We start from the raw sequence: 16568 nt of genomic DNA, 5'->3' as shown, positions 1-16568 counted from the left end.
TAAGCCGCTGTATTTTAAGACCTGCCGGAACCCTGGTTTTGCGATGACTCGCCCAATGGCACCACCAGAGGCCCTGATGATTGGCTTTGTGACTGCCCAAAGTTTGTCCCTGAACCAAAGCCTTGCGTCTGGCATGACTCAAGGCCCCGCAACTGGGTTTGTGTCGGCAGTGGGCTCACCCATTGCGCAACGGGTTCTACCGTGACACCTACTTTGAGGGTGTGGCTGGCCCCGCCATGAATCACACCGCGTAGCGGTGAAACATCTGAAAAATCGCGCCCAATGGCCAGCGTCACATAGTCTTCGCCGGGTGAAAGCCATCCGGCGCGGTCATTTGTGGGGTCGAGATCGACCCAACGCTGACCGTCGGGCAAGTCGGGCACGTAAACCGCTGCCCAAGCGTGTGAGGCGTCGCTGCCCTTGAGCTTGACCGTGCCGGGCGCCGGCAGCGTCAACAAATAGCCGCTCACATAACGCGCTGCCAGCCCCAGCGAGCGCAGGCAGGCTATCAAAATGTGTGCAAAGTCTTGGCAAACGCCTTTACGCTGGTTCAGGGCTTCCAGCGCAGGGGTGTTGACCTCGGTGCTTTGGCTCTCATAAGTGAAGTCGGCAAATATACGGTGCATCAGGTCAAGCGCGCCGGCCAACACCGGGCGACCCGGTGGAAAACTGAGGCGGCCATACATCGCAAATTCGCTTTGCCTAGGCACCATGGGCGAGGCAAAGACAAATTCGCTGGCCGCATCAAAGGGCGCGCCTGCCAGATAACGCAGGCGTTCACGCACGGCTTCCCAGGCCACAGTGCTGTTGGGCAGAGCACTGGGTTGGGTTGCCACCTCACTGTGCGCCACCACGCGCAACTGGCGGTGGGTGACTTGCAGCGAGAAAAAACTACGGGTGTTGCCATACACGTCCAACGCCTCGCTCAAACACGTTGGGCTGGGCGTCACCTCTAGCTGATGGCTCAGCAGTTGCTGGGCCTGCGTTGGCAGGGGTGTCAGGTAGGCCATGTGCTGGGCCGTTTCTACCGCTGGCCGGTAGTCATACACGGTTTCGTGGGTGATGCGTAATTTCATAGCGCCCCCACGCTGCGATTGGCCAGGCCGCTGTGCGTGAAATAGGTGGCGCTGATGTCATCTGAGACGTTAAACGCCGCCTGCCTGCATTGCTGTAAGACCCGGTTGAGAAGTTCAAAGCGCGCGATAGCTAGTGCATCAGCGGGTTGAAGCGCGTCAAGGGTTTGATCGAAGGCCGGGCTGGCCAGATCGACATGCAAGCCGGACAGCTGCGTCAAGCTCCACACGTTCGGATTAGGTACTTTCAGGGCCATGGCGCTCAATTCATGCGGTTCGCTGCCAGCCAGTTTGGCTAAGCGGCCCCGCAGCGTGTGGGCTACCCAAGCAACCGAGCGCGGGTTGTCACGGTCAAGCACCAACAGGTCAATCAGTGCCGCCATGTCGCGACTTTGCTGGAACTGGGCGTGGAAGGTGATGGCGCTGTCAAACAGCTCGACCATGGCGTCAAAGCCGCTGTCGGTGTTCAGGCTGCCGCAGGCCAGTGCGCTACTCAAGGCCCCGGCCAGAAACGCCAGACGTTCCACGTGCCTGCCAATGCTGAGCAGGCGCCAGCCGTCGTCCCGCGTCATGCGGTCGGTTTGCGCGCCGGTGATGGCGGCCATGTGGTCGCTGGTGTCCTTCAGAATTTGCAGCGCATGCAGGGTCGAGAAATCACTCCTTTGGCGTGCTTCGGCAAAACGGCTGAACAGGTCTTCTTCGGCTCGGGTGATGATGCGCCAATGTTCCTGGGATAAGCGTTCGCGCACGGTCGAGGCCGCCATTTTGAGGGCGCGCAGGTAAAAACCCACGCTGGTAGCACCTGCCGTGCTGCCCAGGCTGTCAATCAAGGAGCGCTCAAATACCCGCACCGCCTGCGCCGGCGTGGGCACACCGGGCAACACCAGCGTGTTGGTCAGCGCCATCTGGCCCAGCCAGGTGATCAGCGCCGGGCTGGATTGCTCTTCACCGTGCAGGCATTCCAGGGTCAGCCTTGCGAGTCGAATGGCATTTTCTGCGCGCTCGGTGTATCGCCCCAGCCAAAACAGGTTTTCCGCGGCGCGGCTGGTCACAAGGCGCTTGCGTTGCATCAGACTCTCGGGGGTCAGGTGCGGAGCAAGTAACGTGCTGGCGTCTACCTCGCCCTGAGTCAGGGCCCAGACATCGGCGCTGCTGCCGCCACGCTGCATGGCGGTGATCTCTTGCCCGCGGCTGGCCACTCGCGCCAGGCCACCAGGGAGCACACGCCAGCCTTGTGCACCATCAGACACGGCAAACACCCGCAGCGTTACGGAGCGCGCCCTCAGCTGGCTGCCCGGCACATCGTCTGCATTACTCTTGCTGGCCGATTGCCAGGCAGGCATTTGAGACAGCGGCGTGTAGGCCTGCACCGTGTGTTCTTCGGGCTGGCGCATGATGCGCCCCACCCACTCGTCCAGGGCGGGCTGGTCTTGCTGAACGCCCAGCACCGAGTCAAAACTACCGTGGCTTGGCGAACCGGGGTAGGTCGGTTTGATGGCGCAGCTCTTCAAATTTTCCAGCGCTTCTTGCATGGCACCGCGCTCACCGCACCACCACGTGGCCAAGGCCGGCAAGGTCAATTTTTCGCCAAACACATGGCGCGACAGTGCCGGCAAAAAACCCAGCAGGGCGGGGGACTCCAAGAATGCAGTGCCTGGGGCATTGGCCACCAGCACGTTGCCGGCCCGAATGGCTTGCAGCAGCCCGGGTACGCCCAATGTGGAGTCTGCGCGCAATTCGAGCGGGTCCAGATACTCGTCGTCCACTCGTTTCAAGAGGCCATGCACTGGCACCAAGCCTTTGAGGGTTTTCAAGAACAGATGCTCGTCGCGCACCAGCAGGTCGCCGCCTTCTACCAGTGTGAGGCCCAGGTAGCGCGCCAGGTAGGCGTGTTCAAAATAAGTTTCGTTGTAGGGACCGGGGGTCAGCAGTGCCAGGTGGGCGTCTTGCCCCAGTGGGCTCATGCTGCGCAAGCTGTCCATCAGGGCGCGGTAGGTACCTGCCAGCCGCTGTACCCGCAGCTTGCCAAAGGCTTGCGGAAACTGGGCCGAGATGGCCAGGCGGTTTTCCAGCAGGTAGCCCAAGCCGGATGGGGCCTGGGTGCGCTGCCCCACCACCCACCAGTTGCCATCCGGCCCGCGTGCCAAATCAAACGCCGCAATGTGCAGGTAACGCCCACCCACGGGCTTGACGCCGTGCATGGCACGCAGGTAGCCGGGGTGGCCATGCACCAGCGCAGGGGGCAAAAAGCCCTGGCGCAACAGCGCTTGCGGCCCATACACATCGGCCATGATGTGCTCCAGCAGCCGCACCCGCTGCAGTACGCCGGTTTCAATGTGGCGCCAGTTGGCTGCGTCAACCAGCAACGGAAAAACGTCCAGCGACCACGGGCGTTGCGGTCCGTTTTCATCAGCATAAACGTTGTAGGTGATGCCGTTGTCGCGTATCTGACGTGCCAGACTGGCGGCGCGCTGGTCCATGTCATCCGCGCTATCAACTGACAGTTCCGAGAAAAAGTCTGCCCAAGATCTTGTCAATACGTCACTAGAAGCTACTGAATCAGTAGCTGGTTCAGCCTGACGGGAGTTTGCCAACGTTGCCTTGCCCGAGAGCTCATCAAAGTGCCCGGGGGCTGCGTGGCAATGCAGCGCCAGGGTGTCAACTGACGGGGTTGGACGGCTCTGATTCTGGCTTTGTAACAGGGGTGCTTCACTCATACTTTGGAGTATGCCAGCGATGCGGCGCTTTGGTTGACAATCACGGGTTCCCCCAACACATTGCCCGACATGACTGACACCACGACCGACATGGCTACCGAATTGCCTGAAACCGCTTCCATCACACCCTTTGCCCCACCAGCAACTGAGACAAATACTGAACTTTTGGCCGATGCCGCTGCGCCAGTTGCGGTTGTATCCTCAGCACCCAAAGCTAAAAACCGCCTTGAGTCCGCACAACCGGTACTGGAAAAACTGTTTGAGCTTTACCCTCAGTTGTTCGGTCAGCGCTTTCTGCCGCTTAAATTGGGTATTTTTCAGGAACTGTTGGCAACCCACCCTGACGACTTCAAGCGAGACACCCTGAAAACAGCGCTGGGTGTGCACACCCGCTCCACGCGCTACTTGCAAAGCGTGGCATCTGGCCTGAAACGCCATGATCTTCAAGGCAACCCGGTGGAAGCTGTCGCCCCAGAACATATTTATCTGTCAATTGTTGAGTTGTTCCAGCGCCGTCAAGCCCGCAGCAAGGACGACCTGAGGCCTAAGCTCTACGCGCAATTGGTGGCTGCGTATGAGCAATCTGGTTTGTCCAGGCAAGACTATCTGGCGCGGATTGGCGCGCCTGCTGAGGCTATTCAAGTGGTGCTGGACGATGCACTGGCTGAAGTGGACCAGCAACGCGCGCGCCGCGCGGCCCTGCTTAAAGCTTATGAAGCCAGTGGCAAAACCCCTGAGGCATTCGCCGACATGCTGGGCATGGACCTGCGCGACGTCAAGGCGGTGCTTCAAACTAACCCGTAGATTCTCCGGGGCTTCACCGGCCAAGCGCGAAGGCTTCAAAGTCGGCCACAGGTAGTGGTCGGCTGAACAAATAGCCTTGAATGAAATCGCAGTTGTGAACCGTGCTTAACAAATGGAGTTGGGCTAGTGTTTCGACACCCTCTGCAACCACTTTGAGTCCCAGGCTGTGTGCCAGACTAATGGTGGCGGCGCAAATCACCACGGCGTTCTCACTGGTTTCAATGTCTTTGACAAACCCTTGGTCAATTTTCAGTTGGTCAAGGGGCAAACGGCTCAGGTAGGCCAGCGACGAGTAGCCGGTGCCAAAGTCATCCAGCGAGAAACTGACACCCGTGGCCTTGAGCGCGGTCATTTTGGCAATGATGTCGCCTACATCGTCCAGCAACAGGCTCTCAGTCAACTCCAGCTTCAAGCGCTGCGGGTTGGCGCCTGTTCGCGTTAGCGTGTCGACAACGTGTTCTACAAAATCCGGGTGGCGAAACTGCAGGGCGCTGACGTTTACAGCCAGCACCCAATGTGATTGCAATGCAGACTGTCCCCATTGCGCCAGTTGTTCGCACGCAGTCCGCATGACCCAGGCGCCTAGCGGCAAAATCAGTCCCGTTTGTTCAGCAAGAGGAATAAAGTCTGCCGGTGACACCATGCCTCTGACGGGGTGCAACCATCGCACCAGGGCCTCAGCGCCCGTGATCTGGCCATTGGCAGTCACTTGTGGCTGGTAATACAAGCAGAACTGGTGCTGCTCAATGGCTTCTCGCAGCGACACTTCGAGCTCAGCCTTGGCCTGCACCGCCGCTTGTACCTGCGGATCGAAAAATCGCAGGGTGTTGCGACCACTGGCTTTGGCTTGGTACATGGACATGTCAGCACGTTTGAGCAGGTCGTCCACGCTCACACTTTGGTCGGCGAACAGCGCGACACCAATGCTGGCGGTGGCGCGGCAGACATGCGCCGCAATGGGGTAGGGCTCTTGCAGGCTGCTCAGGATTTTGCAGCCCACCAATTCGGCCTGGATGGCGGCATCGGTGGTGTTGTCACTGAGATTTTCCAGCATCACCACAAATTCATCGCCGCCCAGGCGAGCCACCGTGTCGCCGTTGCGTACACAGGCGTTCAGGCGTTGGGCGACTTGTTGTAGCAACTGGTCACCCATATGGTGTCCCAAGGTGTCGTTGATGGCTTTGAAATTATCCAGGTCGATGAAAAACAGCGCATTCACGTGTTGGCGCCTTTCCCCTGCGATCATGGCCAGTTCCAACCTGTCCATGAGCAGGCGGCGGTTGGGCAAGTTGGTCAGTGGGTCATAAAACGCCAGGTTGCGGATTTGGCTCTCAGCGGCCTTTCGCTCGCTGATGTCGCTGAAGGCTGCCACATAGTGGGTGACCACACCCTCATCACTTTTTACCGCCGTGATAGTGAGCCACTCTGGAAAGACCTCGCCGTTTTTATGCCGGTTCCAAATTTCGCCGGCCCACATGCCGGTGTCCACAATGGTTGCAAACATGGCTTTGTAAAACGCATCGTCATGACGCCCGGAACTCAGCAAGTGAGGCGTTTTTCCAATCACCTCTTCTGCAGAATAGCCCGTGATATCCGAAAACGCTTTGTTGACACGCAAAATGATGTTGTTGGCATCGGTGATGGTCATTCCCATCTGGGCATTGAAAGCCGTGGCGGCAATGCGCAGTTCAGCGTCAATCCGCTTTCGCTGCGTGATGTCACGAATGATGGCAATGCCATGCCAACCCGCCTCCAGCATGACAGCCGACACCGACAGCTCAATGGGGAACGCTTCAGCGTCTTTTTTGAGTGCAACCGCCTCAAAACGCTTACCCATCAACGGGCCTTCCCCATTTGATTTGAACCGTTTCAACCCGATCTCGGCTGCATCTCGATGCTCAGGCGGCACCAGCAGGCTATGAAAGGTGATGCCGTCAAGTTCGTTGAACGCATAGCCAAACATGTGCTCAGCCGCTGGGTTCCAATAAACCAACTCGTCATGGGGCCCAATAATCACAATGGCATCTTGCGCAGCGGTGCTGATGAGTCGAAACTTTTCCTCACTGTCCGTTAACGCGATGGTGCGCAAATTCAAGTCTTCGGTACGCTGAATCACCAGTTCTTCGAGGTGATCTTGATGCCTTTGCAGCTGCCGGGTGGCATGCTGCAATTTGCCGATGACGTTGTTCACATGCTTGGTAAAGGGGTGGAAAATCAGCGCCGCTTCCAGCATCAGCAGCAGCAAGGTGACCAGCCAAAACAGCGTTTCCGCCTTTTCAAGCCGCGCCACGGTGGCTTCACCCTCTTGTTGGTACAGGCGCACCATGGCATCCAGTGCGCTGACCAGTGGGCCAGTAGCCGTGCGGGTAATGAAGGCCAGTTCAGGAGTTCCCGCCGCCAAATCGTTATCGGCTGCACGCAACAAACGACGCACCGCATCGATGTAGGTGCGTACTTGGGCGTCCAGCGGTTGGGCTCCTTCAAAATACAAGGCGCGTTCGGCAGGCGTCATGGTGTAGGGCAATCCCAACCCGACGTCACCTTGTGTTAATCCTTGATGCGAGCGCGCCATCAATTCAATGGCCTCCGCCAGGCTGTCCCGAATGAGGGGGCGCTCAGGGGGCGCCGCGCTGACCAGCAGGTTTGAAAAGAGTGCTGTGCGCTGACTCAACATGCGTTGGCGGCCACTGATATTGACCACCGCTGCGGTACTTTTTTGCTCGGTGATGACCCAATGCAGACTGAGCCAGGCCGCGCTGGACAAGCTTGCCACCAGCGCCAAGGCTATGGCATAGCGCCATGTCAATGAGCGTGCCACGGACGCATCCTTTGTGGACAAGTCCGTGGCAGTCTGGTTTATCAATGACATGTGTTAACTAGGTTAAAACGTGTTTCATTCTATAAAACCCAGTTGCCATGACTCCGGCATGGTCTTGACGCAACCGTCTGAGCTACACCCGACGCAAATCCAGCGTAAAGGGGAATTCACGGCTGCCCGGCACGTTGATGGTGGCTGGTGGCACATGCATCAGGCCTGGCGTGTGGCCCATTGGGGTAAAGCGTGACAGGCGCCGGCTTTCGGCTTCGTTGGCATTCACCGGCAGGCTCTCGTAGCTCAAACCGCCCGGGTGCGACACGTGGTACTGGCAGCCGCCCAGAGAGCGCTTCATCCAGGTGTCGACAATGTCAAACGTGAGCGGAGCGTGCACACCAATGCTGGGGTGAAGGCTGCTGGGCGGGTTCCATGCCTTGTAGCGCACACCGGCAACAAACTCGCCCACCACGCCGGTGGGTTGCAGCGACAAGGCGTGACCGTTGCAGGTGACCACATAGCGGCTTTCGTTCAGGCCGGTGACGCGCACTTCCATGCGTTCCAGCGATGAATCTACATAACGGGCAGTGCCGCCTGGTGCGCCTTCCTCGCCCATCACATGCCAAGGCTCCAGCGCATTGCGCAAGGTAAGTTCAATGCCTGCCGAACACACCGAGCCGACCAGCGGGAAGCGGAACTCCACATGTGGTGCAAACCAGCTGTCGTCAAAGGCGTAACCAGCTGTCCGCATCTCGGCCATCACGTCGTTGAAATCGGCTTGAATAAAGGCTGGCAGCATGAATCGGTCATGCAACTCGGTGCCCCAGCGGCTGGCAGGCGCGCGGTATGGTGTTTTCCAGAACCGGGCAATCAGGGCACGCAACAGCAACTGCTGCACACTGCTCATGTGCGGGTGTGGCGGCATCTCGAAGGCGCGCAACTCCAGCAGGCCCAAACGGCCCGTGGCGGAGTCGGGCGAGTACATCTTATCGATGGAGATTTCGCTTCGGTGCGTATTACCAGTGGCGTCGATCAGGATGTTGCGCAGCGTCCTGTCAACCAACCACGGCGGCATGCTTTGGCCGTAAAGGTCGCGGTTCTTGTAAATTTGCTCAATGGCAATTTCAAGCTCGTACAGTTGGTCGTTGCGGGCCTCATCTACGCGCGGGGCCTGGCTGGTGGGCCCGACAAACATGCCGCTGAACAGGTAGCTCAACGACGGGTGGTTGTGCCAGTACAGCAGGAGGCTTGCCAGCAGCTCGGGTTTACGCAAAAACGGGCTGTCTGAGGGCGTGGCACCCCCCATCACAAAGTGGTTGCCACCACCGGTGCCGGTGTGGCGGCCATCGGTCATGAACTTTTCAGCGCTCAGGCGTGACTCAAACGCGGCGTTGTACAAGAACTCGGTATTGGCCACCAGTTCTTTCCAGTTCGTCACCGGGTGGATGTTGACCTCAATCACACCGGGGTCGGGCGTGACACTGAGCAATTTCAGACGCGGGTCACGCGGAGGCGGGTAACCTTCCAGCACCAGTTGCATGCCAAGTTCTTGCGCGCTGGCTTCAATGGCAGCCAGCAAATCCAGGTAATGCTCCAGCTTTTCAAGCGGTGGCATGAACACATACAACACGCCCGAACTGGTGCCCACGGCTTCCGCCTTGGGGCCGCTGGCACGACGTGGGTCTCGCACTTCGACACACAAGGCAGTGCGAGTCACCCAGTGGGCAGACTCCTGCGCACTTGGCACACGGGCAAAGTCGCCAGGTTCTGACTGGCTGATGCTTTGGGCATGTGTGGCCGCGCTGGAGTCGGATGCAGGGCCGGTGGCCGCTTGCATCTTGCGAGCCGCTTCCGGCTGCGGGCCTGTGCCTGCCAGATAGCTGGTGGCAGAAAATTTATTGCCTGATGCCACAGATGCTGCGGCCGCTACACGGCGTGCAGCCAGCCCCAGCGACAAGCCTGCCGTGCCTGGCGCGTATTTGGTCGCCACGGTGGCATGGGCGGGCAGGGCATCTACCAGCACAGACGGGTCTTGCTCGATCATGTACGGAAAATCTGCCTCGCTCACCCAAGGCAATGAATCCAACGGCAGGCGCAGGCCCATGGGCGAGTCACCGGGCATCAGGTACATGCGCTCATCTCGTAAAAACCATGGACCAGTAGTCCAGGCTGCGCCATACATGTCGTCATAACCTGCCACCTTGATCGGCAACACGTAGCCTACGGGCGTGTCAAGTTTTTGCTCAAAAACACGGCGCAGGCGGGCGCGCTCCATCTCGTCGTCCAGTTTGGAGTTGAACGGGTCCACATTGACCGGCAGGCGGCGTTCGCGCCACAGGTAATACCAAGTATCTTCATACGCGGTTTGAACAAACTTGCCGGTGACACCGAGTTTGGCGGCCAGCAACTGGGTGAAGCGGCTGGCATCTTCAGGCTTGTAGTGTGTGGGATGCCGCTCATCGGTGAACAGCGCAGGGTTGGCCCAGACGGGTTGACCGTCCGCACGCCAATAGATGTTGAGCGCCCAGCGTGGCAACTGCTCACCGGGGTACCACTTGCCTTGGCCGTAGTGCAAAAAGCCCCCTTCGCCGTACTCTTTGCGCAATTTGTGCACCAATTCGGTGGCAAAACCCCGTTTTGTTGGGCCAAGTGCATCCGTGTTCCATTCTGGTGCATCGCGGTCGCTGTTGGCCACAAAAGTGGGCTCACCACCCATGGTCAGGCGCACGTCTCCGGCGACCAGTTCGCTGTCTACCGCCTCGCCCAGAGACATGATGTCGGCCCACTGTTCTTCGGTGTAAGGCTTGGTCACGCGCGGCGATTCGTAAATGCGGGTCACCTGCATGTGGTGGGCAAACTCCACTTCACATTTGTCAGAGCGGCCCTCAATCGGTGCTGCGCCGGATGGCTGCGGTGTGCAGGCCAGCGGAATGTGGCCTTCACCGGCCAGCAGGCCTGAGGTTGCATCCAACCCGACCCAACCCGCGCCCGGCAAATACACCTCGCACCAGGCGTGCAGGTCAGTAAAGTCAACCTGGGTGCCGCTGGGGCCGTCGAGCGATTTCACGTCGGGCTTGAGTTGAATCAGGTAGCCCGAGACAAAGCGTGCTGCCAAGCCGCAATGGCGCAACAGGTTCACCATCAGCCAAGCCGAGTCCCGGCATGAACCTGAGCCCAGCGTGAGCGTTTCTTCTGGTGCCTGCACACCGGGTTCCATGCGAATGGTGTAGCTCACGGCTTCGTGCACGCTCTGGTTCAGGTCAACCAGAAACAGCACGCTGCGACGTTTGGTTCGGTCAATTTTTTCCAGATAGGCCTGCACCAAAGGCGTGACCGGTTCAGGCACCAGGTACGGGGCCAGTTCTTGCTTCAGGTCGGGCTCATAAGCGAAGGGAAACTCTTCGGCAGCAGGCTCCAGGAAGAAGTCAAATGGGTTGTAAACCGCCATGTCCATGACCACATCGACCGTGACCTTGAACTCTTTGGTTTTGTCCGGAAAAACAAGGCGTGCCTGGTAGTTGGCAAACGGATCTTGCTGCCAGTTCAGAAAGCAGCCTTCAGGCTCGATCTTGAGCGAGTACGAAATGATTTTGCTGCGGCAGTGCGGGGCGGGGCGCAGGCGGACAACTTGAGGGCCTAAATTGACCAGCCGGTCATAGGTGTAGTGGGTAACGTGGTTCAGTGCTGCGTGAATGGACATGTGGGTGTCTCGATGATTGAAAGAAGCCAGGCATTGCCTTGCGTGGTAACAAGCAATGTTGATGCCAGACGATATCCCGGTCATGTTTGTCGTCTGCGCTTGGTAGCATGTGACTCCACTGTACCAAGACATTGCCCCACCATGCCCCATCGAAACCCGCGCGCCTTACTGACCCCCGCCATGCACGGCGTGCTGGAGCGCATGGCGCGCGCGGGACAAGTACCGCTACACGCCCTGACACCGCAACAAGCGCGGGCGGCCTATGAAGTCAACGCCGGTGTGCTGGACCTGGCACCGCCCAAATTGCACCGTGTGGAAAGTTTCACGGTGCCCGCACGCGATGGGTTCGAGTTGCCCGTGCGCCTGTATGCACCGGCAGACGGCCCGCTGCCGGTGCTGGTGTACCTGCACGGCGGTGGCTTCACCATTGGCAGCATCGTCACACACGACGTGTTGTGCCGCACCTTGAGCCACCTGGCGCGTTGCACCGTGTTGTCGGTTGGCTACCGGTTGGCACCAGAACACCGCTTTCCAATTGCTTTTGAAGACGCCTGGGATGCGGTGCAGTGGGTGACCCAACAGGGCGCAGAAAAAGGCCTGGACCCGACCCGCATCGCAGTCGGCGGAGACAGCGCTGGTGGCACCCTGGCAGCGGCCTGCGCCTTGCAGGCGCGCCTGCAAGGCATCACACTCAAATTACAACTGCTGTTTTACCCCGGCACCACGGCCCACGCAGACACCCCATCGCACAAAACCTTTGGTCATGGCTTTGTGCTGGAAGCGGCGCACATCGACTACTTTTTCGACCTCTACATACCCAACCGACGTGACCGCGAAGACTGGCGCTTTGCACCCTTGATGGCCAGTGACGTGGACGGCGTAGCCCCGGCTTGGTTTGGCCTGGCTGAATGTGACCCGCTGATCGATGAAGGCCTGCAGTATGCAGACAAATTAAGGGCGGCAGGCGTGCTGGTAGATCTGGACATTTACCGCGGTGTGACGCATGAATTCATCAAGATGGGCCGTGCCATTCCACAGGCGCTGACATGCCATCTGGATGCCGCAAATGCCTTGCGAAATGCTTTTGCATGAATGATGAATTGCCCTGCTCACTTGCCACCAGCAGGTGCTAAGCCAGCTCTTTTTCAGAGCAGAGTGCGATGACAATTTTTGAGGTGTCCGGCGCGTAGACGGCGTATCCACTGGATCGCTAAAAAGCAAAAAGCCGATGTGCGGCCCATCCACTTCAGCCTAAACGGTGGCAACGCAAGCGTTTAGAGACAGTCAACGTCATTCCCAACATGGCCGCCATCGGGCGCAATGCGTCGGGTCCGACCAGAACGTCGCCATCCATGAAGACATGCATCTGCGCAAAATCAGCATGTTGCGTTGCTGCTCGTCTGTGACGAGGAACTCCTCTTGCATCGGCAACGTCTATGACCGGGTTGCCATTGATCCACCGCTTGTTGCAATGCAACAACTGAAAGACCGTATCTCAGTACAGATTAGGGTAAACCCTTAGAATGCGCCATTGCTAACTTCGAAAGGACTCACCATGTCCAACCTGATAGCGCTTATCAAAGCGCTCATTTCCAATTTTCAAAGCCAAAAAGAGCGTGATGAAGCTTACCTCTGCGAGTCGGTCGATATGTTTGACCTTGAGCGTCGCATGCGTCTGGTCGATTTTGCCGCCCGAGACCATGCCCGCAGTTTGATATTTGGCAACAAAATGCCGTGAAGGAGCCAACCATGAACAATTCACAAGACTTCAGCAAGACCGCCGCCAGTTTGGGCCGCACCGCCGCGCTGATGCAAGGCTTGCCATTTGACATGGCCCGCGAACAGTACGCCAAGGCCGTGCAATTTGGACTGATTGAAAGATCATTGCTAAGCTGGGCAAAGTTTGAACGACAAATTGACTCGCTCGAAAAAATGATGCTTGGACCTTGGGCACGCCGGGTTTAAATTACGCAGAGTTAACCCGACGGGTATCTATAAATAGTTATTTGGTGCAAGATGCCAGCCAACCCTATTGGCCCATTTACCAATGATTATGTCCACCCCACGTGCTGATCGCGAACGTCTTATTCGCTCGCTGTTTGACGCGTACATTGAGATGTACGCCGCCCGTGACGATCGTCTGACCACACGATTCAGCGACAACTTCAGCGGTTACACCGGTGGCGGCGATTTTCTGGTCAAAGACCGAAGAGCTTGGGAAGAGATCACGCGTCACGATTTTTCCCAGGTACCTGGTCGAATTCGCATTGAGATGCTGGACGTCGCCTTGCAGGACATCAGTGACAATGTGGTCGTTGTAACGGCGTTCTTTCACATTCACCTGCCCATACCGGACCATGTGCTGTCGACAGAGGTCGCACGATTGGTCTTGATCTTCCACCTCGAAGGCTCAGATTGGAAAATTGTGCACAGTGGGATTTCGATTCCCTACCACTTGGTGCAAGACGGCGAGGTCTACCCCATGAAGGGCTTGCGCGAGCAAAACGAGGCCCTTGAGGCTTTGGTGGAAGAGCGCACTCAGGCGCTACATGACAGCGAATCCTTGTATCGCTTGTTGACTGAAGACACGCTGGATGTGCTTTGGAAGACTGATCGCAATCTTTGTGTAACGTACATCAGCCCAGCCGATGAACGGTTGCGTGGTTACAAGGCCACAGACGTCGTTGGCCACTCAGCGTTTGAGATGTTCACCGAAGAAGGTGTCGAATCGGTAAAACACATCATACAAAAAAGTCAGCATGCCAGGCAATCTGGGGCTCTGACTGGTTTTTTAACCTTTGAAGTGCAACACCACTGCAAAGATGGCCGCGTGCTTTGGGGTGAGGTGCTTTCCAAGCCAGAGCTCAATGCAGAAGGCGTCATCGTCGGCTACCACGGCATCACGCGCGAGATCACCGAGCGCAAACTGCTGGAAAACCAGGTGCGCCAACTGGCGTTTTTTGACCCGTTGACAAATCTGCCCAATCGCCGCCTCCTTGATGACCGGCTTACCCAGGCACTGGCGGCCAGCACACGCTCGGGCTGTTACGGCGCACTGATGTTTTTGGACCTCGATAACTTTAAACCACTGAACGATGCACATGGCCATGCGGTCGGTGATTTGCTACTGATCGAGGCGGCGAACCGTCTCACCGGTTGCGTGCGCGCGACCGACACCGTGGCACGTTTTGGTGGCGATGAATATGTAGTGCTGGTCAGCGAATTGACGTCCGATCAAGTCAAGTCCGAGGAGCAAGCACACTTGGTGGCCGAAAAAATCCGAAATAAGCTTGCTGAGCCCTATTCGCTCACCGTGGTGCGCGAAGGCTTGGCAGACAGTAAAGCGCTGCACCATTGCACTGCAAGCATTGGCATGGTTGTGTTTCTTGGCACAGACGCCGATCAGAATGACCTGTTAAGGGTTGCCGATGCAGCCATGTACCACGCTAAAGATGCCGGACGCAATTCAATCTGGTTCGAAGGCGCAAGCCGCTGATCAGATATCCGCGAGCAACGGGTAGGGCGGAGGCGACAAAACCAGCACAGGGCCATCAGCTGCCTGCGCACGCACCCCCCCGGCTCCAAATGCCGTAATCTGCATTGACACAATTGCGTCAAAACCACCGTTCGGCGCTTGGGCCACTTGTGCCACCAGGCCGCAGGGCTGGCTGGCATCGTCCGGGGCAAACAACTCGTCGCCTGCTTGCAGAGCCGATTCAGAATAGGCCAAATAGGCACGACGTTTCAAAGTGCCCCTGAACTGACTGCGGGCCACCACCTCCTGTCCGGGGTAGCAGCCTTTTTTAAAATTAACGCCGCCAACGGATTCGTAATTGAGCATTTGAGGCACAAACGCCTCAAAAATGGGTTGCGTCACAGTGGCTATGCCACTGCGCACGTCACCCCAGGCCCATTGTTCGGCCGTCATGGGTGCGCCAGCGGGTGCCTGCATTCCAGCCGGGGTAATCCATAAAGCCCGTGGCACACCGTCGACGGGGTAAAGTGTTACCAAAGATGCCTCATCAAAATCAGCTTTAGCCCAAGCACCACCAGCGTAAGCCGTTATCTTTTGTGAAGCAGTCACGGCGGCTGAACCAGCCAGCCCATACACCGAAAAATCAGCGCTGGCGTCAGTCAGCTTGACCTTGGCGCGCATCACAAACATGCTCAAACGTTTCAGGGTGTTTACCAGAATGTCTGGGCTGCAAATGAGCAAAATGTCAGTTTGGCTGCGCTTGAAGCCAATAAAACTGGCTTGCAAACGACCTTTGGCATTGCAAAAACCAGCCAACCGGGCCTCGGAAAGCCCCAGAAGCGAGAAGTCACTTGTTAATTGACCGTGCAAAAATTTGGCGGCGTCGTCGCCTTGTGCCCTGATTAGCCCTGAATGTGTCAGCGGGGCTACGCCTTCGAGTGTGGTGTGCATGGCGTGAATTATCATGCGCAGTCCATTTTTGATAAGGTAACAGGGTTGTGCGTCGATTCATCGGTTTTGTATTTGTATTGACGCTGGCTTTTGGCAGTTTGGCGTTTTGGTGGGTGAACAAGCCGTTTAGCCTGAGCGCACCCACGCTGGACTTGTCCATTGAGCCCGGCACCACACCGCGTGGCGTGGTTCAGGATGCGGTGGCAAGCGGGGTGAACGTCTCTCCCGCACTGCTGTACTGGTGGTTTCGATTGTCCGGCCAGGCCCGCTTGATCAAGGCCGGCAGCTACGAGCTTGAAGCTGGGCTAACACCGCGCAGCTTGCTGTCCAAACTCACACGCGGGGAAGAAGCCTTGCGTTCGGTGACGCTGGTCGAAGGCTGGACATTTAAGCAGGTGCGTGCAGCACTCTTAAAAGCAGAGCACCTTACGCAAGATTCAAAAGGGCTAGAACCTAATTTAATCATGAATAAACTGGGCCGACCAGCACTTGCGCCTGAGGGGCGGTTCTACCCCGATACCTACACCTACGCCAAAGGCAGCAGCGACTTGAAAGTGCTACAACGCGCCCTGCGTGCCATGGACCACCACCTGGCTGCGGCCTGGGCCATGCGCGCAACCGACTCTCCACTGAAAACCCCGGACGATTTGCTGACGCTGGCGAGCATCGTCGAAAAAGAAACCGGCAGCGCCGCAGACCGCCCGATGATTGCCTCGGTGTTCACCAACCGCCTGCGCATTGGCATGATGCTGCAAACCGACCCCACGGTGATCTATGGTTTGGGCGATCAGTTTGACGGCAACCTGCGTCGGCGCGATTTGCTCGCCGACACCCCCTGGAACACCTACACGCGGACTGGCCTGCCAGCCACACCGATTGCCATGCCCGGCAAAGCATCTTTAATGGCCGCAGCCCAACCGGCCGTCAGCCGCTCCTTGTACTTTGTGGCACGTGGCGACGGCAGCAGCCAATTCAGCGACAACCTGGACGCGCACAATCGCGCGGTCAACAAATTCCAGCGCGGCCAGTGACTCAA

The 16568-nt window shown here is 57.9% G+C and carries 11 protein-coding genes; 6 read left to right on the top strand and 5 right to left on the bottom strand.

The window, feature by feature from the left end:
- Positions 1-14 precede the first annotated feature (14 nt).
- Entirely contained in the window at positions 15-1076 is a 1062-nt protein-coding gene (locus tag PHQ58_RS18385; RefSeq protein ID WP_300113873.1) for a transglutaminase family protein, read from the bottom strand.
- Positions 1073-3790 carry a circularly permuted type 2 ATP-grasp protein gene (locus PHQ58_RS18380; RefSeq protein WP_300113870.1) on the bottom strand — a complete coding sequence of 906 codons (2718 nt, stop codon included), beginning with the start codon at positions 3788-3790 and terminating at the stop codon, positions 1073-1075. Before PHQ58_RS18380 ends, PHQ58_RS18385 begins: the two co-directional genes overlap by 4 nt.
- Positions 3791-3859: 69 nt before the next feature.
- Between PHQ58_RS18380 and PHQ58_RS18375 the strand changes: the two genes are divergently transcribed.
- On the top strand, positions 3860-4594 hold the full coding sequence (locus tag PHQ58_RS18375) for a ProQ/FINO family protein (protein ID WP_300113868.1): 735 nt from the start codon (positions 3860-3862) through the stop codon (positions 4592-4594).
- Between the two features lie 13 nt (positions 4595-4607).
- Here the strand turns inward: PHQ58_RS18375 and PHQ58_RS18370 are convergent, their stop codons facing one another.
- Together PHQ58_RS18370 and PHQ58_RS18365 are read right to left on the bottom strand one after the other, a co-directional pair.
- Positions 4608-7463 carry an EAL domain-containing protein gene (locus PHQ58_RS18370; protein ID WP_300113865.1) on the bottom strand — a complete coding sequence of 952 codons (2856 nt, stop codon included), beginning with the start codon at positions 7461-7463 and terminating at the stop codon, positions 4608-4610.
- 82 nt (positions 7464-7545) lie between these two features.
- Entirely contained in the window at positions 7546-11106 is a 3561-nt protein-coding gene (locus tag PHQ58_RS18365; protein ID WP_300113862.1) for a DUF2126 domain-containing protein, read from the bottom strand.
- Between the two features lie 141 nt (positions 11107-11247).
- Between PHQ58_RS18365 and PHQ58_RS18360 the strand changes: the two genes are divergently transcribed.
- The 4 genes from PHQ58_RS18360 to PHQ58_RS18345 all read left to right on the top strand — a co-directional run bounded on the left by PHQ58_RS18360 (position 11248) and on the right by PHQ58_RS18345 (position 14602).
- On the top strand, positions 11248-12198 hold the full coding sequence (locus PHQ58_RS18360) for an alpha/beta hydrolase (protein ID WP_300113858.1): 951 nt from the start codon (positions 11248-11250) through the stop codon (positions 12196-12198).
- A gap of 463 nt (positions 12199-12661) precedes the next feature.
- On the top strand, positions 12662-12844 hold the full coding sequence (locus PHQ58_RS18355) for a DUF3563 family protein (protein ID WP_300113855.1): 183 nt from the start codon (positions 12662-12664) through the stop codon (positions 12842-12844).
- A gap of 11 nt (positions 12845-12855) precedes the next feature.
- Entirely contained in the window at positions 12856-13071 is a 216-nt protein-coding gene (locus PHQ58_RS18350) for a hypothetical protein (protein ID WP_300113852.1), read from the top strand.
- An 88-nt stretch (positions 13072-13159) separates the two neighbouring features.
- Positions 13160-14602: a diguanylate cyclase gene (locus PHQ58_RS18345; RefSeq protein WP_300113849.1), complete on the top strand. Its 1443-nt coding sequence runs from the start codon at positions 13160-13162 to the stop codon at positions 14600-14602.
- Here the strand turns inward: PHQ58_RS18345 and PHQ58_RS18340 are convergent, their stop codons facing one another.
- Complete coding sequence (locus tag PHQ58_RS18340; protein WP_300113846.1) at positions 14603-15532, bottom strand: folate-binding protein; 930 nt, start codon at positions 15530-15532, stop codon at positions 14603-14605.
- 47 nt (positions 15533-15579) lie between these two features.
- Here PHQ58_RS18340 and mltG point away from each other — a divergent pair, with 47 nt between their 5' ends.
- The gene (mltG, locus tag PHQ58_RS18335) at positions 15580-16563 is read left to right on the top strand and encodes an endolytic transglycosylase MltG (RefSeq protein WP_300113843.1); all 984 of its coding nucleotides are present in this window, start codon (positions 15580-15582) and stop codon (positions 16561-16563) included.
- The last annotated feature ends 5 nt before the right edge of the window (positions 16564-16568 follow it).

It is taken from the genome of Rhodoferax sp. (assembly GCF_028688795.1).
Taxonomy (GTDB): domain Bacteria; phylum Pseudomonadota; class Gammaproteobacteria; order Burkholderiales; family Burkholderiaceae_C; genus Rhodoferax.
This window is presented reverse-complemented; position numbering and strand designations above follow the sequence as displayed.

Coding starts and splice junctions, on each gene's coding strand:
- PHQ58_RS18385 (WP_300113873.1), bottom strand. CDS start 1,076: ATGAAATTACGCATCACCCACGAAACCGTGTATGACTACCGGCCAGCG.
- PHQ58_RS18380 (WP_300113870.1), bottom strand. CDS start 3,790: ATGAGTGAAGCACCCCTGTTACAAAGCCAGAATCAGAGCCGTCCAACC.
- PHQ58_RS18375 (WP_300113868.1), top strand. CDS start 3,860: ATGACTGACACCACGACCGACATGGCTACCGAATTGCCTGAAACCGCT.
- PHQ58_RS18370 (WP_300113865.1), bottom strand. CDS start 7,463: ATGTCATTGATAAACCAGACTGCCACGGACTTGTCCACAAAGGATGCG.
- PHQ58_RS18365 (WP_300113862.1), bottom strand. CDS start 11,106: ATGTCCATTCACGCAGCACTGAACCACGTTACCCACTACACCTATGAC.
- PHQ58_RS18360 (WP_300113858.1), top strand. CDS start 11,248: ATGCCCCATCGAAACCCGCGCGCCTTACTGACCCCCGCCATGCACGGC.
- PHQ58_RS18355 (WP_300113855.1), top strand. CDS start 12,662: ATGTCCAACCTGATAGCGCTTATCAAAGCGCTCATTTCCAATTTTCAA.
- PHQ58_RS18350 (WP_300113852.1), top strand. CDS start 12,856: ATGAACAATTCACAAGACTTCAGCAAGACCGCCGCCAGTTTGGGCCGC.
- PHQ58_RS18345 (WP_300113849.1), top strand. CDS start 13,160: ATGTCCACCCCACGTGCTGATCGCGAACGTCTTATTCGCTCGCTGTTT.
- PHQ58_RS18340 (WP_300113846.1), bottom strand. CDS start 15,532: ATGCACACCACACTCGAAGGCGTAGCCCCGCTGACACATTCAGGGCTA.